The organism is Massilia horti (genome assembly GCF_004614195.1).
Lineage (GTDB): Bacteria > Pseudomonadota > Gammaproteobacteria > Burkholderiales > Burkholderiaceae_D > Telluria > Telluria horti.
Genome location: NZ_SPUM01000135.1, coordinates 26,268 through 50,452, shown reverse-complemented (window position 1 = coordinate 50,452; position 24,185 = coordinate 26,268). Strand labels below are relative to the sequence as shown.

Below are 24,185 nucleotides of genomic sequence, written 5' to 3'. Positions count from 1 at the left end.
CGTTCAACGTAATCGACGCAGCAGCATAAAAATCGAAAAATTCACAAGTTGTACGCCTCCCTAAAATTACGCCTGCGCGTTTTTCAGCAGCCGGAGCAGGTTGCAGTCGCGCTGCCACTGCTGCCGCTCCTGGCTCGAATGCGCCAGCCGCGCCAGCTCCTCGTCGGACTGTTCAATCAGCGACAGCACCATGCGCTGCGCCAGCGCCGCCTCCGGCAGCATGGTGCCGAAGAACGCGACCGTGTCGCCGCGCTGCACCAGCAGGGTAGGGAAGTTCTCGACGTCCAGGTCGCCGACCACGTCGGCCTGGTCCTCGATGTCGATCCAGAGGAAGGCGATATCCGGCTGGCGTTCGGCCAGCGTGTCGAACGCCGTGCGGTAGGATGTGCAGGTGCCGCACCAGGCGGCGCACAGGCAGGCGACGATCCAGCGGCCGCTGTCCAGGACTTCGGCAATCTCGTCGCGGTTATCGAGCTCGAGGGTGAGGCTAGGCATAGGCGCCAATTCTACCCCGGCCGAACGGCTGCCGCACAGCCCGGGCTTCGTGCCGCACGCCGCGCCGGGTTAAAATTAGGTATGCCTAAAAACCTGCCTAAAATCCTTGCCATCGAAACCTCGTCGGAGCTGGCGTCGTGCGCGCTGCTGGCTCGCGACTCCGTCATCTTTCGCCAATCCGCGGGCGTGCGCACCCATTCCCAGTCGGTCCTGCCAATGGTGCAGGAACTGCTCGGTGAGGCCGGTATTGACCTCTCTGACATCGATGCGGTCGCGTTCGGCGCCGGGCCGGGTTCGTTCACCGGCGTGCGCACCGCCTGCGGCGTGGCCCAGGGCCTGGCGTTCGGCGCCGGCCTGCCGGTGCTGCCCATGGTGACCCTGGAGGCGATGGCGCAGGCATGCCGGGCGCGTACCGGCGCCAGCGAAGTGCTGGCGGTGCTCGATGCGCGCATGGGCGAAGTCTATTGGGCGCAGTACCGCTTTGCCGACGGCTGGCAGGTGGTGTGCGCACCGGCGCTGTGCGCGCCGCAGGACGTGGCGCCGGAGGCGGTTGCGGGTCTGGCCGCCTGCGGGAACGGCTTTGCCGCATACCCGGAGGCGTTCGCGGACAAGCCGTTCGCGCACGGCGCGCTGGCCGACATCATGCCCCACGCTCGCGAACTGGCGCAGTTGGCAGGCAGCGCGCTGGCCGCCGGACAGGCGGTCCCTGCCGCGCAGGCGCAGCCGCTTTACCTGCGCAACAAGGTCGCCTACACCAGTGCCGAGCGGCAGGCGATCAATGCCGCCAAGGCGCAAGGGCTGTGACGATGCGCGACCACGGCCTGCTCGACTATATGCCCATGCAGGCGTCCGACGTGGACGCGGTCCACGCGCTCGAACAAAGCGTGTTTCCGTATCCGTGGAGCCGGGCGAACTTCGTCGATTCGCTGGCCAGCGGTTACGATGGCTGGGTGCTGCGCGACGAATCCGGCGCGCTGATCGGGTATTTTCTGTTGATGTATGCGCTCGACGAGGCGCACCTGCTCGATGTGGCGGTTGCCGGGCACCGGCAGGGACAAGGCCTGGGCCGTTACCTGCTCGATAAGATCGTAACCCGTTGCCGCGAGAAGGGCATGGTGTCGATATTTCTTGAGGTGCGCCCGTCCAACGTGCGTGCGCAACAGGTGTACAAGCACTACGGATTTGCCGAAATCGGGCGCCGCAAGGGGTATTATCCGGCCTCCGGCGGCGGGCGCGAGGATGCAATTGTGATGAGGTTTGTGTTATGAACGGCATGAGCGCGCGCGACGCCGCCTTCCTGGCCGAGATGGGCATCGGACCACTGTGGCAACTGCGCCAGACGGCCGAAGCTCCCGTGCAGGAAGCGCCATGGGAGGAGGCGGAAGAAGTGACGGCCGCCCCCGTGCAGGCGCAATCCCCGGCGGCCGGGCAGGGTACCCCAACCCCAGGCGCTGAACCAGCCTGGGTTGAAGAGGATGTGCCCGCGACCGAACCGGACATCAGCCGCATGGGCTGGGACGAGCTGCGCGCCGCAATCGCCAGTTGCAGCCGCTGCAGCGCTTGCCGCGCGGGTGGCAAGCCGGTCGCCGGCAGTGGTGCGCGCACGGCGCGCTGGGTGGTCGCGGCCGGGGCCACGACTTCACTCGATGAAAAGGCCGGCCAGCCGCTGGCTGGCGATGCCGGCAAGCTGCTCGACAATATGCTGCACGCTGTTGACCTGTCGCGCGAGCGCGACGTCTACGTGACCAACCTGATCAAGTGCCGTCCAGCCAGCGCAAACGGCGGCGACCGCGCGCCCACTGCGGAGGAAGCGGCGGCTTGCCGGCCCTATCTGGAACGCGAACTGGCGCTCACCCGGGCCGGGACCGTGCTCACGCTGGGTCAGATCGCTGCCAATGCGCTGCTGGACAAGCCTTTGAGCGAACCGCTTGCCGGCGCGCGCGGCAGCGTGCACGAGTTAGCCGGTGTGCCGTTGGTAGCCACGCTGCACCCTGGTGAACTGCTGCGGCGCGGCCCCGACAAGGCGCTGGCCTGGGCCGACCTGTGCCGCGCGAGGGCGGCCGATGGGCGATCCGGCTGACAGTTACCACGCATATTTCCACCGCCGCTGGGGCCACCTGCGACGTGCGCGCGTACGTGCGCTGGCGTGGCTGCTGGACGCTCCCGATTTGCTGGACGCCGGCGCGCCCGAATGGCAGGGCCGGATCGCCTCGCTTGCCCCGGTCACACCCGAGATCGAACGCTGGCTGGCGCAGCTCGATGCCGATCCTTCGCGCCTGGACGCCGCACTCGGCCCGCGCGTGCACACCCGCCTGGGACTGTACGCGGAAAAGCTCATGGCGTTCTATTTCCAGGAGCAGGGACAGCTGGTCGCGCACAGCCTGCAGGTGCGCGCCAACCGCAACGAGACGATCGGCGAATTCGACTTCCTGCTCGACGCCGGTCCGCAGGCGGTCGAACACATCGAATTCGCCACCAAGTTCTACCTGCTCGGAGAACCAGCCGGCGGCAACCTCGATGCCCTCGTAGGCCCGAACCTGGCCGACAGCCTGGGCGCCAAGCTGCGCAAGGTGTTCGCGCGCCAGCTTGAGCTTGGCGCGCATCCGGCGGCGCAGGCTGTTTTGCCGCGGCCGGTGGTACGTTCGCGTGCGCTGGTGAAGGGGTGGCTGTTCTATCCGCACGGGGCCAGCGCCGACATGGAAGGGGTCTCGCCACGGCACTGCCGCGGTTTCTGGTGCGCACAGGACGAGATCGGCGAGCTGGAAGGCAACGCGTTCCTGATCCTGCCGCGCCTGCAGTGGCTGCCGCCGTTCAAGGCCGCGTCCGCGACCTGGCTGATGAACCGCGCCCAGCTCGCGGCGGAGCTGCAGGCGCAGTTCGAAGAATCGCCGACGCCGGTGCTGGTGGCCGTGGTGCGCGAGGAGCCGGGGGCGATTCTCGAAGTGGAACGCGGCTTTATCGTGCCGAACGATTGGCGCGAGCGGGCTAGGTCACCGCGGCTTAAGAGTAATGGCTAAACGGAGGCGTAGGGTGCGCACCTGTGCGCACGCGGTTCGCGAACGCCGCATTACGACGCGGCAGCCGCAAGCCAGCTACGGTGACCGGGTGCGCACAGGTGCGCACCCTACGGTGCACAGGCCGTCGCGTCGGCTGGGGGAATTAATGTTTCCGTTCGCCGATCAGCGCGAGTGCTTCCTGCTGCAGCTGGTTGGTCACGTGCCGCCGCTGGATCAGGTACATGACCCCGGCCAGCGACAGGCCGAACACCACCACGATCACGTTCACGTCCACGTTCAGCGTGATCAGGACGGCGTAGGCCGCCAGCATGGTCAGGATCGACAGGTTCTCGTTGAAGTTCTGAACCGCGATCGAGTGACCAGCGCTCATCAGGACGTGCCCGCGGTGCTGCAGCAGTGCGTTCATCGGCACCACGAAGAAGCCCGACAGCGCACCGATCAGCGTGAGCAGCACGTAGGCCACGGCCACCGAATGCACCAGCGACATGCTGGCCACGACCAGTCCCATGATGATCCCCAGCGGAATCACGGACAGTGAACGTTTCAGGGGCACGATGCGCGCCGACGCCGCCGCGCCAAGCGCAACGCCGAGCGCGACAACGCCGATCAGGCTGGTGGCTTTATCCAGAGGCATGCCCAGCGAACGCTCGGCCCACTTGAGCACGATGAACTGCAGGGTGGCGCCGGCGCCCCAGAACAGCGTGGTCACGGCCAGCGAGATCTGGCCCAGCTTGTCCTTCCACAGAATGGTGGAGCAGTTCGAGAAATCGGCGATCAGGCGCAGCGGATTGCGTTCCTGGCGCTGGTAGCGGGCGCCGGTGTCGGGAATGCGCAGGTTGAACAGGGCCGCCAGCGCGTAGATGGCGACGACCACCGCGAGCGAGGCCTCGTTCGAGGTATGCAGCAGGGGCACGCCGAAGCCGAGCAGGAAGGCGCCGCCTGCCGGGCTGACCAGCGCGCCGCCCAGCACCATGCCGAGGATGATCGACAGCACGGTCAGGCCCTCGATCCAGCCGTTGGCGACCACCAGTTTTTCCGGCGGCAGCAGTTCGGTCAGGATGCCGTACTTGGCGGGCGAATAGATGGCGGCACCGAAACCGACGATGGCATTGGCCGCCAGCGGATGCACGCCGACGAAAATCAAGCCGCAGCCAATTACCTTGACGGCATTGGCGATAAACATTACCCGGCCCTTGGGCAGGGAATCGGCGAAGGCGCCCACAAAAGCGGCCAGCAGAACATAGAAAAGCACGAATGTCAGCTTAAGCAACGGCTTGAGCGATTCCGGGGCCTTCATAGAAATTAGCAGATCGATCGCGACAATTATCAGCGCGTTATCTGCCAGCGACGAAAAAAACTGCGCCGCCATGATGGTATAAAAACCACGGTTCATTCGAGAGATTCTAAAAGCGATCGTTGGGTTGCTTTATACCATGAAAGATCGGCTCGCCAAAAGAAAACGGGCTGTGCGTTTGCGCCTCTCCGGTAAAATATGGTTTTCTGTTTTCTCACATTTGCAATATGCCACGCCCGCTCTGCGCTACCATCCATCTCGACTCCATGCAGCACAACCTGGCCAGGGCGCGTGCCTGCGCACCGGACGCAAAAGTGTGGGCGGTGGTGAAAGCCAATGCATACGGCCATGGCCTGGAACGCGGGATGCGCGGCTTTGCCGCGGCCGACGGCCTGGCCCTGATCGAACTGGAAAACGCCGTGCGCCTGCGCCAGCTTGGCTGGACCAAGCCCATCCTGCTGCTCGAAGGCTTTTTCGACGCCACCGACATTGCGCTCTTGGCCGAGCACGACATCAACTCAGCGGTGCACTCGATCGAGCAGATCAAGATGCTCGAGTACACCCAGCTGTACCGCCCGATCGACGTGCACCTGAAGATGAACACCGGCATGAACCGGCTCGGCTTCACGCCCGCGGATTACCCGGCCGCGTATGCGCGGCTGCGCGCCATCCCCGGCATCCGCAACATCACCCTGATGACGCACTTTGCCAATGCCGATGAGCTGGAGCATCCGCGCCTGACGATCATCGAGCAGGTGCGGCGCTTCCGCGAGGGCGCGGACGGGCTGCCGGGGCAGCGCAGCCTGTCCAATTCGGGCGGCGTGCTGCACCAGGCGGAACTGTCCAGGGAACTGCACAACGACTGGATCCGCCCCGGCATCATGCTGTATGGCGGCAGCCCGGGCGGCAAGAGCGCGGAGGACATCGGCCTGCTGCCGACCATGACCCTGACTTCGGAGGTGATCGGCATCCAGCACCTGGTGCCGGGCGACACCGTCGGTTACGGCAGCCGCTTCGTGGCCGAGGTGCCGATGACGGTCGGCGTGGTGGCCTGCGGCTATGCGGACGGCTACCCGCGCCACGCGCCGCACGGCACCCCGATCGTGGTCGACGGCGTGCGTACCCGCTTGATCGGCCGGGTGTCGATGGACATGATGACGGTCGACCTGACCGGCGTGCCCAACGCGCGCGTGGGCAGCAAGGTGACGCTGTGGGGCGACGGCTTGCCGATCGACGAGGTGGCAGCGAGCGCTGGCACCATCGGCTATGAGCTCATGTGCGCCCTGGCACAGCGCGTGCGCGTGAACGAAGGCCGGCTGGGCACGCATGGCTAAGGCGCGCACCAGCTACGTCTGCAGCGAGTGCGGCGCCATCGCCAGCCGCTGGACCGGCCAGTGTGCCGATTGCAAGGCCTGGAACACGATGGTCGAAACCGTGGTGGAGAGTCCCGGCGCCAATCGCATGTCGCAGGCCCAGCACAAGAGCCTGGCGCAGACAGCGCCCGTGCTCTCGCTCAGCGATATCGAGGCGATCGACGTGCCGCGCTTTGGCACGGGCATCGACGAATTCGACCGCGTGCTGGGCGGTGGGCTGGTGGCGGGCGGGGTGGTGCTGATCGGCGGCGATCCGGGCATCGGCAAGTCGACCTTGCTGCTGCAGGCATTGTCGAACCTGGCGCGCGAGCGCAGCACCCTGTACGTGAGCGGCGAGGAGTCCGGCGCCCAGATCGCGCTGCGCGCGCGCCGGCTGGCGGTCGACGCGGGCGAACTCAAGCTGCAGGCCGAGATCCAGCTCGAAAAAATCCTCGGCACCATCGCCGATCTCAGGCCCGAGGTGGCGGTGATCGACTCGATCCAGACGCTGTATTCGGACGCGTTAAGCTCGGCTCCCGGCTCGGTGGCCCAGGTGCGCGAATGCGCGGCGCAGCTCACGCGCGTGGCCAAGCAGACTGGGGTGACCATCATCCTGGTCGGCCACGTGACCAAGGAGGGCGCGCTGGCCGGGCCACGGGTGCTGGAGCACATTGTCGACACGGTGCTGTATTTTGAGGGCGATACGCAGTCGAGCTTTCGCCTGGTGCGCGCGATCAAGAACCGCTTTGGCGCGGTCAACGAGCTCGGTGTGTTCGCGATGACCGAGAAAGGCCTGAAGGGCGTGTCGAACCCGTCGGCGTTGTTCCTGTCCCAGCACGACAGCCAGGTGCCCGGTTCGTGCGTGATGGTGACGCAGGAGGGCACCCGGCCGCTGCTGGTCGAAATCCAGGCGCTGGTCGACACCAGCCACCTGCCCAACGCGCGCCGCCTGTCGGTGGGCCTGGAGCAGAACCGGCTCGCGATGCTGCTGGCGGTGCTGCACCGCCACGCGGGCATTGCCGCGTTCGACCAGGACGTGTTCATCAACGCGGTGGGCGGTGTCAAGATCACCGAGCCGGCGGCCGACCTGGCCGTACTGCTCGCGATCAATTCATCGATGCGCAACAAGGCGTTGCCGCGTGGGCTGGTGGTATTCGGCGAAGTGGGCCTGGCCGGCGAAATCCGCCCCGCGCCGCGCGGGCAGGAGCGCCTGCGCGAGGCGGCCAAGCTCGGCTTTTCGATCGCGGTGATCCCGAAGGCGAACGCGCCAAAGCAAAAGATCGAGGGCATGACCATTGTCGCGGTCGAGCGCATCGAGGAGGCGTTCAGCAAGCTGCGCGAGCTGGACTGAAGCGGCAATCGTCGTTCCCGCCATAGGCAGCGTGAAAGGGCGCTCAGTATGGGTTCCCGCCTGCGCGGGAACGACGGGATGCGCATTGCATTCATGATAACGTTAGCGAGCGATTAACGATATGTTGGAAACAAGCACGCTTCTATGTATTAGCAAGTACGTCACTGTCAAGCTGTACGCTTTCGTCCTATAATGCTCAGCTCGTTTTGACTTTGCTTTACAAAGAATACTGTGATTACGGAACAACGGAAATCGGCTCGAAAAGTAGTAAAAACCAAGGCCACCCTGGTGGTGGAAGGGCAGGGCGCGATCCAGGGTCGCACGACGGACCTCAGTGCGGATGGCATCAGCGTCAGCTTTCCGGATCCGCTGGCGGCCGGCCAGGCTGGCCAGATCAAGTTCGATCTTTTCGTTGACGGCAAGCTCACCGCGATCACTGCACGCGCCAAGGCGCAATATTGCATTTTTAGTCAAGGCGAATTCAAGGTCGGTTTTCAGTTTGTCAACCTCGACCTGGCCAGCATGTCGGCCATCTCGCGCTTCCTGCGCTAAAGACCGCGCTCCGGCGCCGCCGTCACTTGAGCAGCATTTCCGGCGTGACGACCGCCTTGAGGGTCGGCCCGTAGGGAAGGTGCGGGTCGGGCTGGTCGAACCACCACAGCGCCCCGCGTGGAATGTCCCATTCCTGCTGGCGGCCCGACAGCAGCAGTGCCGCCAGTCGCCCCAGCGTGGGCTGGTGGCCGACGACTAGCACCGAGCCGTGCCGCGCCGGCCAGCCGGCCGCGTGCAGCACGGCGGCAGGGTCGGCGCCCGGGCCGATTGCCGGATCGACTTCATAATCGCGTTCCAGCGCATCGAGCGTCTGCTGGGCGCGCACCGCCGGGCTGCACAGTATGCGGCAATGTTCCGGCAGGCGGACGTTGAGCCAGTCCGCCACCTGCGCCGCCTGCTTGCGGCCGGCTGCGGTCAGTTCGCGCCGCAGGTCGGGTGCGCCTTCTTCGGCCTCGGCGTGGCGCCAGATTATCAGTTCCATTCATCCTCCTCGATCCAGGTGATTTCGAGCGCTGCGCCGTGCCCGGGTTCCACGGCGTGTCTATTGTGTGACAGCCAATCGCGGATCGCGCCAAGATGCGCAACACGCACGGGCTTGTTACCGGTGGCTTGTCATCAACCTCCTGCCCATGTCATAAAAATTATTGCTTTTGTTACGACGTTCGCCGTTGTGTCATAAACATGTCATATTTGCCCGCTACACTGCCCGGCAATCAAAACAAGAAGGGCGCCTGTTGCGCTCCGCAACCTAAAGAGGAACTCGATATGCGCATAAAGCAGCTGTTTATCTCGATCGCCTTCTCCGCCCAGGCGGCCTTCGCCGTGTCGGCGCAGGCGGCCGACATCACGGGCGCCGGGGCGACCTTCCCGTACCCGATCTACGCGAAGTGGGCCGAGATGTACAAGAAGGTCAGCGGTGTCGGGTTGAACTACCAGTCGGTCGGTTCGGGCGCCGGCATCAAGCAGATCAAGGCCGGCACCGTGGATTTCGGCGCATCCGACATGCCGCTCGCGGCTGACGACCTGAACAAGGAAGGGCTGTTCCAGTTCCCTGCCATCATGGGCGGTGTGGTCCCTGTCGTCAACCTCGACGGGATCGCGCCCGGCCAGCTCAAGCTGACCGGCCCGGTCCTCGCCGACATCTTCCTCGGCAAGATCACCAAGTGGAATGCGGCGGAAATTGCAGCACTGAATCCGGGCGTCAAGCTGCCGGCTACCGACATCACCGTCGTGCACCGGGCCGACGGCTCCGGCACCTCGTTCCTGTTCACCGACTACCTGTCCAAGGAAAGCCCGGAATGGAAGAGCAAGATCGGCGCCGGCACCGCGGTTAAGTGGGCCACCGGCGTGGGCGGCAAGGGCAACGAGGGCGTCGCGGCCAACGTGCTGCGCATCAAGGGTGGGATCGGCTATGTCGAATGGGCCTTCGCCAAGAAGAGCAAGATGACTCACACCCAGCTCAAGAACAAGGACGGCAACTTCCTGCAGCCGAGCGACGACGCGTTCAAGGCCGCCGCCTCGGGTGCGGACTGGGCCAAGGCGCCGGGCTTTGCGATCGTGCTGACCGACCAGCCCGGCAAGGCGGCCTGGCCGATCACCGGCGCCTCGTACATCCTGATGCACAAGCAGCAGAGCGATGCGGCCAAAGGCAAGGAAGTGCTGAAGTTCTTCGACTGGGCTTACAAGAACGGCGGGCCGGCTGCGACTGAGCTGGACTACGTGCCGATGCCCGACTCGGTCACCAAGCTGGTGCGCAGCGCGTGGACGGCCAACCTGAAGGATGCTTCCGGCAAGGCCATCTGGTAACCACCTGAAGCGGCGCCGGCCGAGCGAACCTGCTTGACCCATCCTGCATCGCCGCGGGATGGGTCATGGTCACGGCGCCCTCGAATTCACAGAAACACATGAGTGCACCCCTACCTGTTGTGATGCCTGAAGCGCTGGACGGCGCCGATGCCGAAGCCAGCCTTGCCGCCCTGCGCCAAACGATGCGCAGGCAGCGGATCCAGGATTTCTTCTTCCATAAAATAACCCTGCTGTTCGCCGCCTCCGTGCTGTTGGTGCTGCTTGGTATCATCGTCTCGCTGGCGATCAAGGCGGCGCCCGCCTTCCAGCATTTCGGGCCCGGCTTCATCACGACGGTGGAATGGGATCCGATCAACGACAACTTCGGCGCCCTGATCGCGATCTGGGGCACGCTTGCCACCTCGCTGATCGCGCTGCTGGTGGCGTTTCCGATCAGCTTTGGCATCGCCCTGTTCCTCACCGAGATCTGCCCCGTGTGGCTGCGGCGCCCGCTGGGCACCGCGGTCGAGCTGCTGGCCGGCATTCCTTCCATCATCTACGGCATGTGGGGCCTGTTCGTGTTCGCCCCGCTGTTTGCCGACCACGTGCAGCCGCTGCTCAAGGAAACGCTGGGCCAGCTGCCATTCATCGGCCCGCTGTTTCAGGGCCCGACCATGGGCATCGGCATCATGACGGCCGGCCTGATCCTGGCGGTGATGATCATCCCGTTCATCTCGTCCGTGATGCGCGACGTGTTTGAGATCGTGCCGGCGGTGCTGAAGGAGTCCGCCTATGGCCTGGGCTGCACCAAATGGGAAGTGGTGCGCAAGGTGGTGCTGCCGTACACCCGTAACGGCGTGGTCGGCGGCGTGATGCTGGGACTGGGCCGCGCCCTGGGCGAAACGATGGCCGTGACCTTCGTGATCGGCAACGCCAACGAATTGTCGTGGTCGCTGCTGGCGCCGGGCAACTCGATCGCCTCGACCCTGGCCAATGAATTTGCGGAGGCGTCCTCGCCGCTGCACGTGTCCTCGCTGTTCGCGCTGGCGTTGATCCTGTTCGCGATCACGTTTATCGTGCTGTCTGCGGCGAAACTGATGTTGGTGGGCATGTCCCGCAAGGAAGGAACGAAATGAATACCGCGTCGACCAATCCGGTCTACCGCCGGCGCCTGCTGGGGCACCGCATCGGCATCGCGCTGTCGATCGCCGCGATGGCGATTGGCATTGCCTTCCTGCTGTGGATCCTGGCCACGCTGCTGGTCAAGGGTTTCGGCGCCGTATCGCCGATGCTGTTCACGCACGACACCCCGGCCCCGGGCAGCGACGCCGGCGGCGGCCTGCGCAATGCGATCGTGGGCACGGTGCTGATGGTGGGCCTGTCGACTCTGGTCAGCACGCCGATCGGCATCCTGGCCGGCATGTACTTGGCCGAGTATGGCGAGCGCAACAAGTTCGCCCATGTCACGCGCTTTGTCACCGACATCATGCTGTCGGCGCCGTCGATCGTGATCGGCCTGTTCGTGTACGCCATTTACGTCGCCCACGCCAAGCATTTCTCGGGCTATGCCGGCACCATTGCGCTGTCGCTGATCGCGGTGCCGGTGGTGGTGCGCACCACCGACAACATGCTGCGCCTGGTGCCCAACAGCCTGCTGGAAGCCGCGTTCGCGCTGGGCGCGCCGCGCTGGAAGGTGGCGATGCTGGTGCGCCTGCGCGCCGTGAAGGCGGGCGTGGTCACCGGCGTGCTGCTGGCACTGGCGCGCATCGCCGGCGAAACGGCGCCGCTGCTGTTCACCGCGCTGAACAACCAGTTCTTCTCCAAGGACATGAACGCGCCGCTGGCCAACCTGCCGGTCGTGATCTACCAGTTCGCGATGAGCCCATACGACGACTGGCGCGTGCTGGCCTGGGGCGGCGCGCTGCTGGTGACCTTTACCGTGCTGCTGCTGAACATCCTGTCGCGGACCGTGTTCAGCCAAAAGACTCCGCGATAACTCCTGACGACATATGACACAAGCAATGCAAACGCCGATGCCGAGCGCGGGTAACGACAAGACCAAGACCATCGAGATCTCGGGCCTGAATTTCTACTATGGTAAAACCCAGAGCCTGAAGAACATCAGCCTCGACATCCACGACAAGCAGGTGACGGCCTTCATCGGCCCGTCCGGCTGCGGCAAGTCGACGCTGCTGCGCACGCTCAACCGCATGTACGACCTGTACCCGGGCCAGCGCGCCGAGGGCCAGATCCGCTACCGCGGGCGCAACATCCTCGACCCGGACGTCGACGTGAACATGCTGCGCGCCAAGGTGGGCATGGTGTTCCAGAAGCCGACCCCGTTCCCGATGTCGATCTACGACAACATCGCGTTCGGCGTGCGGCTGTACGAGAACCTGTCCAAAGGTGAAATGGACGAGCGCGTGGAATGGGCGCTCAAGAAGGCCGCGCTGTGGGAAGAAGCCAAGGACAAGCTGGCCAAGAGCGGCCTGTCGCTGTCCGGCGGCCAGCAGCAGCGCCTGTGCATCGCGCGCGGCGTGGCGGTCAAGCCGGACGTGCTGCTGCTCGATGAACCGACCTCGGCGCTGGACCCGATCTCGACCGCCAAGATCGAAGAACTGATCAGCGAGCTGAAAGAGGACTACACGATCACGATCGTCACCCACAACATGCAACAGGCTGCGCGTTGTTCGGACTACACTGCATACATGTACCTGGGCGAACTGGTGGAATTCGGCGAGACCGACCAACTGTTCATGAACCCCGCGCGCAAAGAGACGCAGGACTACATCACTGGCCGTTTCGGTTGACAACAAACAGAATTAGGGAGAAGCAGCAATGATAGGCGAGCATTCATCCAAGCAGTACGACCAGGAGCTGGAAGCGATCCGCTCCAAGGTTCTGCTGATGGGCGGCATGGTGGAAACGCAGTTCGACGAAGCGCTCAACTGCTTCCGCGTGGGCGACGCCGAGTTGGCCGACAAGGTGATGGCGGACGATCATGCGGTCAATAATCTCGAGGTGCAACTGGACGACGCCTGCAGCCACCTGATCGTGCGGCGCCAGCCGGCCGCCAACGACCTGCGCACCGTGATGGCCACGATCAAGGTCATTACCGACCTCGAGCGCATCGGCGACGAAGCGACCAAGATCGCGCGCACTTCCAAGAGCCTGCACAAACGCGGCGTGACCGGGTTCAACCACTACGACATGATCCGCACCATGGCCAAGGCCACCAGCGACCAGCTGCACGACGCGCTCGACACCTTCGCCCGGCTGGACGGCAAACAGGCCCTGCAACTGATCGCCGCCGACGAAGTGATCGATCACGAATTTCGCACCATCATGCGCAACATGATCACCTTCATGATGGAAGACCCGCGCACCATCTCCAGCGCGCTCGACACGCTGTGGGTGGCCAAGGCGATCGAGCGCATTGGCGACCACGCCAAGAACATCGCCGAATACGTCATCTACGTGGTCGAAGGGCGTGACATCCGCCACAGCAAGCTCGTGGGCAGCGAGCAGGTGGAGGGCTGAACCGGATGGCCGACAACACGCGCGTCCTGATCGTCGAGGACGAGCCGGCGATCGTCACGCTGGTGACCTATTCGCTGCGCGAAGCCGGTTGGGAGGTCGACGCGGCGGACAGCACGGCCCAGGCCTGGGACAAGATCTGCCAGGCCAAGCCGGACCTGATCCTGCTTGACTGGATGCTGCCGGACCAGAGCGGCCTGCGCCTGCTGTCGCGCCTGCGCAGCGACCGCGACTTCCAGGACGTTCCGGTGATCATGCTGACAGCCAAGAGCATGGAAGAGGACAAGATCGCGGGCCTGAACACCGGCGCCGACGACTACGTCACCAAACCGTTTTCGCCGCGCGAACTGCTGGCCCGCGCACGCGCGCTGCTGCGCCGCAAGAGCCCGCACCTGGCCGAGGCGCCGATGCGCGCCGGCGGCGTCACGCTCGACCCTGGCAGCTGCAGCGTGACGATCGACGGCCAGCTGATCGACATCGGCAATGCCGAATACAAGCTCCTGAAATTCCTGATGGCGCACCGCGAGCGCGTCTTCTCGCGCGCCCAGCTGCTCGACAAGGTATGGGGCGACCACGCCACGATCGAAGAGCGGACAGTCGACGTGCACGTGCTCCGGCTACGCAAGGCGCTCAAGGAATGGGACCGGCTGATCCGCACGGTGCGCAGCGTAGGGTATATGCTGTCGGAAAAATAACAGGCATCTGCCCGAGCTTACATGAATCCAAAGCTGCTGTTCTGGGTCCCGGCGCTGCTGCGCCTGGCCCTGCTGTTTGTGCCGGCCGGCGTCGTCTGGTGGATGTCGGGGCCGGTATCCGGGCTGGCGTTCGCGCTGCTGGTGGTGGTGGCGGTGCTGGTGGTCCAGCTGAACTATCTGCGCCAACTCGGCGAATGGCTGGGCGACCCTACCAGCGTCAAGCTGCCGGACGGGTGGGGCGCCTGGACCGACGTGTTCGCGCGGCTGTACCGGATCCGGCGCGACGACGAGCGCAACCAGGCCGAACTGGCCGAATGGCTGGCGCGCTTCCGCCAGGCGATGCAACTGCTGCCGGAAGGCGTGGCGATCATGGACGACGTGCTGCAGCTCGAATGGTGCAACCCGTCGGCTGAGCGGCACCTGGGCCTGTCCGATGAGCGGGACAAGGGGCGGCGCGTAACCAACCTGGTACGCCATCCCGAATTCATCGACTACATCATCCTGGGCCGCTACGAGCAGCCGCTGACCCTCACCTTCCGCGGGCGCAAGCTCGAGATCCGGATCATCCCGTTCGAAACCCGGCGCCAGATCCTGGTCACGCACGACGCCACCGAAAGCGAGCGCATCGAAGCGATGCGGCGCGACTTCATCGCCAACGCCTCGCACGAGCTGCGCACGCCGCTGACGGTGATCGTCGGCTTCCTCGAAATCGCGATGAACGATCCGGGCCTGGACGCGGCGACGCGGCTGGCGCACCTGAAACTGATGACCGAGCAGGCCCAGCGCATGCAGCGGCTGATCGAAGACATGCTGACCCTGTCGCGGCTGGAATCGGACGAATACCCGCTCAAGCGCGAACAGGTGAACGTGAAGGCGCTGGTGGAATCGGTGGCCGCGGAGGCGAGGGCACTGTCGGGTGGGCGGCACGAGATCGACGTCAAGGTGGACGGCCCGGACGTGATGGGCAGCGCGGAGGAACTGCGCAGCGCCTTCGGCAACCTGGCCTCGAACGCGGTGCGCTATTCGCCGGATGGCGGCAGGATCGTTCTTTCCTGGGAGCGCGGGCAGAATGACCTGCGCTTTTCGGTGCGCGACAGCGGCATCGGCATCTCGCCGGAACACATCGTGCGGCTGACCGAGCGTTTCTACCGGGTCGACAAGAGCCGCTCGCGGGAAACCCAGGGTACCGGCCTGGGGCTGGCGATCGTCAAGCACGTGCTGCTGCGGCACGGCGGGCGGCTCACGATCAGCTCGGAACCGGGCGCCGGCAGCACCTTTACCGCCTTGCTGCCCAACACCTCGCTTCCCACCTAAAAAGTGGGGTCAGAGTCAAATTAATCGGAACATTGTTAAATTTCCCGTTAATTCGACACTGACCCCACTTTTGTTTGCTTCCTTCCTGCAAGCACACGCAGGGGTCAGACCCTCATTATTCGCAATATCGGAAAGGTTCCGATTAATTCGACTCTGACCCTCATTGTTGTTGTTTTTCCATGGAAATGTTCCGAGTAATTCGACTCTGACCCTCTTTGTTTGGCAAGAGCATGTGCGGCTGAGTCCGCGGAAGGGTACAATCGCCCGTCGTTCTTTCTTCCAATGATTATGCTTTCTCGACGCTCCTCCCTTTTCGCGCTGGCGGGCCTGGTGCTCGCCGGCTGCGGCAGCGAACCGAAGCTTCCCCCGGCCACCCCCGTCGCGACCTTGCCTCCGCCCCCCGCGCCCGTCCTGCGCAAACCGAGGATCGCTCTCGCCCTGGGCGGCGGCGCGGCCCGCGGGTTTGCCCATATCGGCGTGATCAAGGCGCTTGAGGCGCAGGGCATCGTGCCCGACATCATTGTCGGCACCAGCGCCGGTTCCGTGGTCGGCGCGCTCTATGCCTCCGGGTATAACGGCTTCGCCCTGCAGAAAACCGCGCTCGAGATGGATGAGTCGACCATTTCCGACTGGGCGTTGCCGCTGTTTAGCAAGTCGTCTGGCGTGCTCAAGGGCGAGGCGCTGCAGAATTACGTGAACAAGGCGGTGCGCAACGTGCCTATGGAGAAGCTGAAGATTCCCTTCGGCTGCGTGGCCACCGACTTGAAGACTGGCCAGCCCATCTTGTTCCGGCGCGGCAATACCGGCATGGCCGTGCGCGCGTCCTCTGCAGTACCGAGCGTGTTTCAGCCAGTGAGCATCGGCGGGCGCACCTACGTGGACGGCGGCCTGGTCGCTCCGGTGCCAGTGCGCTTTGCGCGCGAAATGGGAGCGGAGTTTATCATTGCGGTGAATATATCTAGCCAGACAGATGGGCAGGTGACGGCCAGCTCTCTCGATGTGTTGATGCAGACCTTTAGCATCATGGGCCAGCGCTTGAACCATTTCGAGCTGAAGGACGCCGACGTCGTCATCACCCCCGCCCTGGGCACAATGGGCAGCGGCGATTTCAATAGCCGCAACCTGGCAATTCTTGCCGGTGAGCAGGCCGCTGCCGCGGTCATGCCAGATCTGAAGGCCAAACTGAAGGCCAAATACGTAACTGTAAATTAAGGAAATACCATGCAGACCAAATTCGTCCTGACTCTCGAGGATGTGAAGAAGATCGCCGCCGCCGCGGAAGCCGAGGCGGTGAAGAACAAATGGGGCGTCGTGATCGCGATCGTCGATGACGGCGGCCACTTGCTGTGGCTGCAGCGCCTGGATGGCGCGGCGCCGGTGTCGGCTTACATTGCGCCGGAGAAGGCTAAGACCGCCGCGCTCGGCCGCCGCGAGTCGAAAGCCTACGAGGACCTGATCAATAATGGCCGGACCGCCTTCCTGACCGCGCCGATGCAGGGCATGCTGGAAGGTGGCGTGCCGATCGTCGTGCAAGGCCAGGTCGTGGGCGCGGTGGGCGTTTCGGGCGTGAAGTCGACCGAAGACGTGCAAATCGCAAAGGCTGGCATCGCTGCCCTGGGCACTGCGGCCTGATCGATTCGCGCCGCCGGGAAGGTTCGAGCAGCATTCCCGGCGCGCCACCTGCCGCAAAGCGATCTGCGGCAAAACTGCTCAGTTATATACATTCCGCATCACGATCTGCTCAGCCATTCACGGGCAGTGTCAACTTCCCCCGCCAACACGCATTTGGACCAGGATTCGGCCGTCACTCGATTGCCGGGCAGGGTTCGGCAAGCTATAATTGGAGGGTTTAGCCATTCACCCACCTGCCGTAGCGACGAACCACCATCACTGACACGAATGACTCCATGCTGGGCGATAAATAAAACGTCTGACGTGCGTGGAAACTGGTCTGACGTGGCGCGCTGCGGTAACTTTCACGGGAGTTGCCCTTGCCGCCATTTTATTCCGGCCCCGCCGTGCCAGCCATCCTGGCCCTTGCAGACGGCACCATTTTCAAAGGATATTCGATCGGTGCCACCGGTCACACGACCGGCGAGGTGGTGTTTAACACTGCCATGACCGGCTATCAGGAAATCCTGACCGATCCCAGTTATTCACGCCAGATCGTCACGCTGACCTATCCCCACATCGGTAACACGGGCGTGAACCGCGAGGACGTGGAAGCCTCCAGGGTCCACGCCGCGGGCCTGATCATCCGCGACCTGCCGCTCTTGGCATCGAACTTCCGTTCGACCCAGTCCCTGTCCGATTATCTCAAGGCCGAGAACGTGGTTGCGCTCGCGGGCATCGACACCCGCAAGCTGACCCGCATTCTGCGCGAGAAGGGGGCGCTGAGCGGGGCGATCCTGACCGGCACGCAAGGCAACGAGCCGTCGCAGGCGCAGGCGCTGGAACTGGCGCGCTCGTTCCCGGGACTGGACGGCATGGACCTGGCCAAGGTGGTGAGCACCCGCGCGCCGTACGAATTCACCGAGACCGAGTGGGAACTGGGCCGGGGCTACGGCAAGCAGGACAAACCCAAATTCCATGTGGTCGCCTTTGACTACGGCGCCAAGCGCAACATCCTGCGCATGCTGGCCGAGCGCGGCTGCCGCATCTCGGTGCTGCCGGCGCAGTCGACCGCGGCCGACGCGCTGGCCATGAACCCGGACGGCATCTTCCTGGCCAACGGTCCGGGCGATCCGGCGGCCTGCGATTACGCGATCGAATCCACCCGCGAGCTGATCGATTCCGGCATCCCGGTCTTCGGCATCTGCCTGGGCCACCAGCTGATGGCGCTCGCTTCCGGCGCCAGGACGCTGAAGATGAAGTTCGGCCACCACGGCGCCAACCACCCGGTGCAGGACCTCGATTCGAAGCAGGTCCTGATCACCTCGCAGAACCACGGCTTTGCGGTGGACACCGCCACGCTGCCGGCCAACTGCCGCGTGACCCACGTGTCGCTGTTCGACGGTTCGCTGCAGGGTTTCGCCCGCACTGACAAGCCGGCCTTCTGCTTCCAGGGGCACCCGGAAGCGTCGCCCGGCCCGACCGACGTAGCCTACCTGTTTGACCGTTTCATCGGCCTGATGCAAGCCGCCGGGGAGAAAAAGTAAATGCCAAAACGTAGTGATATCAACAGTATTCTGATCATTGGCGCGGGCCCGATCATCATCGGCCAGGCCGCGGAGTTCGACTATTCGGGTGCGCAGGCATGCAAGGCGCTGCGCGACGAGGGCTACCGGGTCATTCTGGTCAACAGCAACCCGGCGACCATCATGACCGACCCCGAGATGGCTGATGTGACCTACATCGAGCCGATCACCTGGAAGGTGGTCGAGCGCATCATCGCCAAGGAGCGCCCGGACGCGATCCTGCCGACCATGGGCGGCCAGACGGCGCTGAACTGCGCGCTGGACCTGCACCGCAACGGCGTGCTCAAGCAGTACGGCGTGGAGCTGATCGGCGCGTCGCCGGAGGCGATCGACAAGGCCGAGGACCGCGCCAAGTTCAAGGAAGCGATGTCGAAGATCGGCCTGGGTTCGGCGCGCTCGGGTGTCGCGCACTCGATGGACGAGTCGTGGGCGGTGCAGCGCGAGCTGGGCTTCCCGGTCATCATCCGTCCGTCGTTCACGATGGGCGGCACTGGCGGCGGCATCGCGTATAACGAAGAGGAATTCGAGACCATCTGCAAGCGCGGCCTGGAAGCCTCGCCGACCTCCGAACTGCTGATCGAGGAATCGCTGATCGGCTGGAAGGAGTTCGAGATGGAGGTGGTGCGCGACAAGAAGGACAACTGCATCATCGTGTGCTCGATCGAGAACCTCGATCCGATGGGCGTGCACACCGGCGACTCGATCACGGTCGCGCCGGCGCAGACGCTCACCGACAAGGAATACCAGATCATGCGCAACGCGTCGATCAACGTGCTGCGTGAGATCGGCGTGGATACCGGCGGCTCGAACGTGCAGTTCGCGATCAATCCGAAGGACGGCCGCATGATCGTCATCGAGATGAACCCGCGCGTGTCGCGTTCGTCGGCGCTGGCCTCGAAAGCCACCGGCTTCCCGATCGCCAAGGTGGCGGCCAAGCTGGCGGTGGGCTTCACATTAGATGAGCTGCGCAACGAGATCACGGGCGGCCAGACCCCGGCCTCGTTCGAGCCGTCGATCGACTACGTGGTCACCAAGATCCCGCGTTTCACTTTCGAGAAGTTCCCGGCGGCCGACAAGCACCTGACCACCCAGATGAAATCGGTGGGCGAGGTGATGGCGATGGGCCGTACCTTCCAGGAGTCGTTCCAGAAGGCGTTGCGTGGCCTGGAAGTGGGCGTGGACGGGCTGAACGAGAAGACGCGCGACCGCGAGACGATCGAGGAGGAGCTGGGCGAGCCAGGTCCGGAGCGCATCTGGTACGTGGGCGACGCCTTTGCGCAAGGCTTCACGCTGGAGGAGGTGCACCAGCTGACCAGGATCGATCCGTGGTTCCTGGTACAGATCAAGGAGATCGTGGACCTGGAGCTGTGGCTCGACCACCAGAGCCTCGATGAGCTGGACAAGGCGACCCTGTACCGCCTGAAGCAGAAGGGCTTCTCGGACCGCCGCCTGGCATTCCTGATGAAGACCACGGCCGACGCGGTGCGCAAGCGCCGCATCGAATACGGCATCCGCCCGGTCTACAAGCGGGTGGATACCTGCGCCGCCGAATTTGCGACCAACACCGCTTACATGTACTCGACTTATGACGAGGAGTGCGAGTCGAACCCGACCGACAAGAAGAAGATCATGGTGCTGGGCGGCGGCCCGAACCGGATCGGCCAGGGCATCGAGTTCGACTACTGCTGCGTGCACGCGGCGCTGGCGATGCGCGAGGATGGCTACGAGACTATCATGGTCAACTGCAATCCGGAGACCGTGTCGACCGACTACGATACCTCGGACCGCCTGTATTTCGAGTCGCTCACGCTCGAAGACGTGCTCGAGATCGTGGACCTGGAAAAGCCGGAAGGCGTGATCGTGCAGTACGGCGGCCAGACCCCGCTGAAACTGGCGCTGGACCTGGAGGCGAACGGTGTGCCGATCGTCGGCACCAGCCCGGACATGATCGACGCGGCCGAAGACCGCGAGCGCTTCCAGCAACTGCTGCAAAAGCTCGGCCTGCGCCAGCCGCCGAACCGCACCGCGCGTACCGAGACCGAGGCGCTCGAACTGGCCAAGGAGATTGGCTACCCGCTGGTGGTGCGTCCGTCGTACGTGCTGGGCGGGCGCGCGATGGAGATCGTCCACGAGCAGCGCGACCTGGAGCGCTACATGCGCGAGGCGGTCAAGGTGTCCAACGATTCGCCGGTGCTGCTGGACCGCTTCCTGAACGACGCGATCGAGGTCGACGTGGACTGCATCTCGGATGGCGAGTCCACGTTCATCGGCGGCGTGATGGAGCACATCGAACAGGCCGGCGTTCACTCGGGCGATTCGGCCTGCTCGCTGCCGCCGTATTCGCTCCGCCAGGAGACGATCGATGAGCTCAAGCGCCAGACCGCGCTGATGGCCAAGGGGCTGAACGTGGTCGGCCTGATGAACGTGCAGTTCGCGATCCAGCAGCAGGAGGTGGACGGCAAGCTGCGAGATACGGTATTCGTGCTGGAGGTGAATCCGCGCGCCTCGCGCACGGTGCCGTTCGTGTCGAAGGCGACCGGCCTGCAGCTGGCCAAGATCGCGGCGCGCTGCATGGTCGGCAAGTCGCTGGCGCAGCAGGGCATCACCAGCGAGGTGACGCCGCCGTTCTACAGCGTGAAGGAAGTGGTGTTCCCGTTCGTGAAATTCCCGGGCGTGGACACCATCCTGGGACCGGAGATGAAGTCGACCGGCGAGGTGATGGGCGTGGGCGCGACCTTCGGCGAGGCGTTCGTCAAGTCGCAGCTGGGGGCGGGCATCAGGCTGCCGGAGTCGGGCAATGTGTTCCTGTCGGTGAAGGCGTCAGACAAGCCGCGCGCGGTCAAGGTCGCGCGCGACCTGGTCGACCTGGGCTTCACGCTGGTGGCCACCCGTGGCACCGCCGCGGTCATTTCGGCCGCCGGCATCCCGGTCACTCCGGTGAACAAGGTGATCGAGGGCCGTCCGCACATCGTCGACATGATCAAGAACCATGAGATCGCGATGGTGGTGAACACGGTGGAGGAAAAGCGCAGCGCGATTACCGATTCGCGCGCCATCCGCACCTCGGCCCTGGCCGCACGCGTGGTCACTTACACCACGATCGCCGGTGCCGAGGCCGCGATCCAGGGGATGCGCCATCTGGACGAGTTGCGGGTCTACGATTTACAAGGCCTGCATAAAACCTTAAACTAAGCATCAAGCAGTACCCGTAAAACCACAGAGCTCGCGTGGCATGCGCCGCGCGCCTCTGTGGTTTTCACTTGGTACGTCCACTAACAACGTCAGAAGCAGATACGACATGAACACTCCACTTACCAAGTACGGCGCCGAACTCCTGAAGGAAGAGCTGCATCAGCTCAAGACCAAGGAGCGCCGTATCGTCATCGATGCGATCGCCGAAGCGCGCTCGCACGGCGACCTGTCGGAGAACGCGGAGTACGACGCGGCCAAGGAGCGCCAGGCTTTCGTCGAAGGCCGCATCGCCGAGCTGGAAGGCAAACTGAGCTCGGCCCAGATCATCGATCCGTCAACCCTTGATGCCGAGGGGCGCGTGGTCTTCGGCTCGACCGTGGACCTGGAGGACCTGGAAAGTGGCCAGAAGGTGACCTACCAGATCGTCGGCGAGGACGAAGCCGACCTGCGCGTGCTGAAGGTGTCGGTGACCTCGCCGATCGCGCGCGCCCTGATCGGCAAATATGCCGGCGACGTGGTCGACGTGAAGGCGCCGTCCGGCACGCGCGAGTACGAGATCCTGGAAGTGCGCTACATCTGATGAAACTGGCCGCGGCGCGCCGGCTGGTCGCCAGCCTGTGGGCCGGCAGCCTGTGGGCGGTCGGCTACCTGGTCGCGCCGACCCTGTTTGCGCACGTGGACAGCAGCCTGGCCGGGGAAATGGTCGGACACCTGCTGCGCAGCGAAGCCTGGCTGTCGATTGCGTGCGCGCTGGCGATGCTGGCGCTGCTGCGCTTGGCGGCGGAGCTTGAGCCGCGCCACAGGCGCCAGCTCGTTGTCGTGGTGCTGGCGATGCTGGCCTGTACGCTGGTGGTGTACCTGGGCCTGCAGCCTGTGATGGCGCAGCTGCGCGAGGCGGCCGGGGCGGGCGGGGTGCGCAATTCGCCGCAGTGGGGCCAGTTCGCCATGCTGCACGGCCTGTCGCAACTGATCTACGTGACCCAGAGTGTGCTTGGCGTGGTCCTGGTGGTGAGAATCCGCTAGCGGCAACCTTGCCTGCTGTGCCGGCACGGCGTTTTTCGAAACCGCGTGCAGAGGCGCCAGGGCATGAAAAACCGGGGACGGGCCCCGGTCGTGTTTTACTTGTTCAGCGCGCTCTTCTTGGTGCTGGCCTGGCGCGGCTTGGCACGCTTGATGTTGCCGCCCGCCGTCACCCGTTCATTCCCCTTGAGCAAAACTTTCTGGACAGTGGGTTTCTTGGTGCCGCTCGGACTCGGCTTGACGATGGTAACCATGCGCATGCCCTTGCCGGATTTGTCGCTGCGTTCCTTGACCACATCTTTCTTAGGACGGTACAGGACCAGCAGCTTGCCGATGTGCTGGACCGGGGCGCAATCGAGTTCCTGGCAGATCTGTTCGTAGATGGCCACGCGCTCTTCGCGCTCGTCGCCGAACACGCGCACCTTGATCAGGCCGTGCGCATCCAGGCTCGACGAAATTTCCTTCATGACAGCCGGAGTCAGGCCGGCCTCGCCGATCATGACCACCGGATTGAGCCCATGGGCTTCGGCGCGCAGCGCGGAACGTTCGGCGGGAGTGAGTGTAAGCATAATAATTCTATTTGGATGAACCTTTAAAAGCAGTATTCTACGCGAATGGCAAAGAACAAATTCAACAAAAACTGGTTGCACGACCATATTAATGATCCGTACGTGAAACTGGCGCAAAAAGAGGGGTACCGCGCGCGGGCCGCTTATAAGCTAAAAGAAATTGATGAAAGTGAAAAATTAATCAGGCCGGGTCAGGTCATTGTCGACCTCGGATGTACGCCCGGCAGCTGGGGGCAGTACACCCGGCGCAAGCTGGCCGGCGCCGAAGGGGGCGGGATCCAGGGCACGATGATCGGCCTGGACATCCTGCCGATGGATCCGATTGCCGATATGCATTTCATCCAGGGCGACTTCCGCGAGCTGGAGGTGCTCGACCAGCTCGACGAAGTGTTGGCCGGGCGCAAAGCCGACCTGGTGTTGTCGGACATGGCCCCGAACCTGTCGGGCATTCCGTCCGCGGATGCTGCCCGTATGGAACATCTGATCGACCTCGCCATTGAGTTCTCTCAATTTCATCTCAAGCCAACTGGCGCATTGTTGGTGAAGTGCTTCAAGGACATGGGTTTCACCCAGATCGTCGAGAAGTTTCGCGATGAATTCAAGACCGTCAAACAGGTCAAACCGAAGGCGAGCCGCGACAAGTCGTCCGAAATCTTCCTGCTCGGGCGCGGATTGAAACATCCTTCGGAGCGAAAACCCGGCGCTGAACCGGATTTTCACCCTTGATTTTTGCGCTCGCAACCGCACATGGTCGTGCGTGAGGCTGCCACGATTTGTGTACTTGGGTGGCAGCGACAGTGGAAGGCCGTAAAAAG

General features: G+C 64.1%; 25 protein-coding genes. 21 read left to right on the top strand and 4 right to left on the bottom strand.

The window, feature by feature from the left end; translation table 11 throughout:
• Positions 1-66: 66 nt before the first annotated feature.
• Positions 67-495, bottom strand: a complete 429-nt coding sequence (locus E4O92_RS20800) for a thioredoxin family protein (protein WP_135191574.1) — start codon at positions 493-495, stop codon at positions 67-69.
• An 81-nt stretch (positions 496-576) separates the two neighbouring features.
• On the opposite strand from E4O92_RS20800, the gene tsaB reads away from it, so the two are divergent.
• Genes tsaB through E4O92_RS20780 form a run of 4 tightly spaced genes read left to right on the top strand, consistent with a single transcriptional unit; the run spans position 577 to position 3,512 of the window.
• Complete coding sequence (gene tsaB, locus E4O92_RS20795) at positions 577-1,299, top strand: tRNA (adenosine(37)-N6)-threonylcarbamoyltransferase complex dimerization subunit type 1 TsaB (RefSeq protein WP_229483628.1); 723 nt, start codon at positions 577-579, stop codon at positions 1,297-1,299.
• Between the two features lie 2 nt (positions 1,300-1,301).
• A complete protein-coding gene (gene rimI / locus E4O92_RS20790; RefSeq protein ID WP_229483626.1) occupies positions 1,302-1,763 on the top strand; it encodes a ribosomal protein S18-alanine N-acetyltransferase in 462 nt (153 codons plus the stop codon).
• Positions 1,760-2,575, top strand: coding sequence for a uracil-DNA glycosylase (locus E4O92_RS20785; protein ID WP_135191573.1), 816 nt, complete (start codon positions 1,760-1,762; stop codon positions 2,573-2,575). The genes rimI and E4O92_RS20785 overlap by 4 nt, the downstream gene beginning before the upstream one ends.
• Positions 2,559-3,512, top strand: coding sequence for a DUF1853 family protein (locus E4O92_RS20780; protein ID WP_135191572.1), 954 nt, complete (start codon positions 2,559-2,561; stop codon positions 3,510-3,512). Before E4O92_RS20785 ends, E4O92_RS20780 begins: the two co-directional genes overlap by 17 nt.
• A 142-nt stretch (positions 3,513-3,654) precedes the next feature.
• On the opposite strand, the gene lplT is transcribed toward E4O92_RS20780, so the two are convergent.
• Entirely contained in the window at positions 3,655-4,905 is a 1,251-nt protein-coding gene (lplT, locus tag E4O92_RS20775; protein WP_135191571.1) for a lysophospholipid transporter LplT, read from the bottom strand.
• A gap of 128 nt (positions 4,906-5,033) precedes the next feature.
• Between lplT and alr the strand changes: the two genes are divergently transcribed.
• The 3 genes from alr to E4O92_RS20760 all read left to right on the top strand — a co-directional run bounded on the left by alr (position 5,034) and on the right by E4O92_RS20760 (position 8,061).
• Complete coding sequence (gene alr / locus E4O92_RS20770; protein WP_135191570.1) at positions 5,034-6,140, top strand: alanine racemase; 1,107 nt, start codon at positions 5,034-5,036, stop codon at positions 6,138-6,140.
• Positions 6,133-7,509, top strand: a complete 1,377-nt coding sequence (gene radA, locus E4O92_RS20765) for a DNA repair protein RadA (protein ID WP_135191569.1) — start codon at positions 6,133-6,135, stop codon at positions 7,507-7,509. The genes alr and radA overlap by 8 nt, the downstream gene beginning before the upstream one ends.
• A gap of 231 nt (positions 7,510-7,740) precedes the next feature.
• Positions 7,741-8,061 (top strand): PilZ domain-containing protein, encoded by a 321-nt coding sequence (locus E4O92_RS20760; RefSeq protein WP_135191568.1) that lies wholly within the window; start codon positions 7,741-7,743, stop codon positions 8,059-8,061.
• Positions 8,062-8,083: 22 nt separating this feature from the next.
• Here E4O92_RS20760 and sixA read toward each other — a convergent pair whose 3' ends face one another.
• Complete coding sequence (sixA, locus tag E4O92_RS20755; protein ID WP_135191567.1) at positions 8,084-8,542, bottom strand: phosphohistidine phosphatase SixA; 459 nt, start codon at positions 8,540-8,542, stop codon at positions 8,084-8,086.
• 284 nt (positions 8,543-8,826) lie between these two features.
• Here sixA and pstS point away from each other — a divergent pair, with 284 nt between their 5' ends.
• The 13 genes from pstS (at position 8,827) to E4O92_RS20690 (ending at position 22,804) form a co-directional block, all read left to right on the top strand.
• Entirely contained in the window at positions 8,827-9,867 is a 1,041-nt protein-coding gene (pstS, locus tag E4O92_RS20750) for a phosphate ABC transporter substrate-binding protein PstS (RefSeq protein ID WP_135191566.1), read from the top strand.
• A gap of 122 nt (positions 9,868-9,989) precedes the next feature.
• Complete coding sequence (pstC, locus tag E4O92_RS20745) at positions 9,990-10,982, top strand: phosphate ABC transporter permease subunit PstC (protein WP_135191576.1); 993 nt, start codon at positions 9,990-9,992, stop codon at positions 10,980-10,982.
• On the top strand, positions 10,979-11,842 hold the full coding sequence (pstA, locus tag E4O92_RS20740) for a phosphate ABC transporter permease PstA (RefSeq protein ID WP_135191565.1): 864 nt from the start codon (positions 10,979-10,981) through the stop codon (positions 11,840-11,842). Before pstC ends, pstA begins: the two co-directional genes overlap by 4 nt.
• A 25-nt stretch (positions 11,843-11,867) precedes the next feature.
• Positions 11,868-12,656 carry a phosphate ABC transporter ATP-binding protein PstB gene (gene pstB, locus E4O92_RS20735; RefSeq protein ID WP_229483624.1) on the top strand — a complete coding sequence of 263 codons (789 nt, stop codon included), beginning with the start codon at positions 11,868-11,870 and terminating at the stop codon, positions 12,654-12,656.
• A gap of 28 nt (positions 12,657-12,684) precedes the next feature.
• On the top strand, positions 12,685-13,386 hold the full coding sequence (phoU, locus tag E4O92_RS20730) for a phosphate signaling complex protein PhoU (protein ID WP_135191563.1): 702 nt from the start codon (positions 12,685-12,687) through the stop codon (positions 13,384-13,386).
• Positions 13,387-13,391: 5 nt separating this feature from the next.
• Positions 13,392-14,078: a response regulator gene (locus tag E4O92_RS20725; protein WP_135191562.1), complete on the top strand. Its 687-nt coding sequence runs from the start codon at positions 13,392-13,394 to the stop codon at positions 14,076-14,078.
• A gap of 21 nt (positions 14,079-14,099) precedes the next feature.
• The gene (gene phoR, locus E4O92_RS20720) at positions 14,100-15,392 is read left to right on the top strand and encodes a phosphate regulon sensor histidine kinase PhoR (protein WP_135191561.1); all 1,293 of its coding nucleotides are present in this window, start codon (positions 14,100-14,102) and stop codon (positions 15,390-15,392) included.
• A 288-nt stretch (positions 15,393-15,680) separates the two neighbouring features.
• Positions 15,681-16,604 carry a patatin-like phospholipase family protein gene (locus tag E4O92_RS20715; protein WP_135191560.1) on the top strand — a complete coding sequence of 308 codons (924 nt, stop codon included), beginning with the start codon at positions 15,681-15,683 and terminating at the stop codon, positions 16,602-16,604.
• 9 nt (positions 16,605-16,613) lie between these two features.
• Complete coding sequence (locus tag E4O92_RS20710; RefSeq protein WP_135191559.1) at positions 16,614-17,024, top strand: heme-binding protein; 411 nt, start codon at positions 16,614-16,616, stop codon at positions 17,022-17,024.
• Positions 17,025-17,383: 359 nt separating this feature from the next.
• On the top strand, positions 17,384-18,550 hold the full coding sequence (gene carA / locus E4O92_RS20705; RefSeq protein WP_135191558.1) for a glutamine-hydrolyzing carbamoyl-phosphate synthase small subunit: 1,167 nt from the start codon (positions 17,384-17,386) through the stop codon (positions 18,548-18,550).
• Positions 18,551-21,781, top strand: a complete 3,231-nt coding sequence (carB, locus tag E4O92_RS20700) for a carbamoyl-phosphate synthase large subunit (protein ID WP_135191557.1) — start codon at positions 18,551-18,553, stop codon at positions 21,779-21,781.
• A gap of 106 nt (positions 21,782-21,887) precedes the next feature.
• Positions 21,888-22,361, top strand: coding sequence for a transcription elongation factor GreA (greA, locus tag E4O92_RS20695; RefSeq protein WP_135191556.1), 474 nt, complete (start codon positions 21,888-21,890; stop codon positions 22,359-22,361).
• Complete coding sequence (locus E4O92_RS20690) at positions 22,361-22,804, top strand: DUF4149 domain-containing protein (protein WP_135191555.1); 444 nt, start codon at positions 22,361-22,363, stop codon at positions 22,802-22,804. The genes greA and E4O92_RS20690 overlap by 1 nt, the downstream gene beginning before the upstream one ends.
• A 95-nt stretch (positions 22,805-22,899) precedes the next feature.
• Here E4O92_RS20690 and yhbY read toward each other — a convergent pair whose 3' ends face one another.
• Positions 22,900-23,370, bottom strand: coding sequence for a ribosome assembly RNA-binding protein YhbY (gene yhbY / locus E4O92_RS20685; protein WP_135191554.1), 471 nt, complete (start codon positions 23,368-23,370; stop codon positions 22,900-22,902).
• A gap of 45 nt (positions 23,371-23,415) precedes the next feature.
• Here yhbY and E4O92_RS20680 point away from each other — a divergent pair, with 45 nt between their 5' ends.
• The gene (locus E4O92_RS20680) at positions 23,416-24,096 is read left to right on the top strand and encodes an RlmE family RNA methyltransferase (RefSeq protein ID WP_135191553.1); all 681 of its coding nucleotides are present in this window, start codon (positions 23,416-23,418) and stop codon (positions 24,094-24,096) included.
• Positions 24,097-24,185 lie beyond the last annotated feature (89 nt).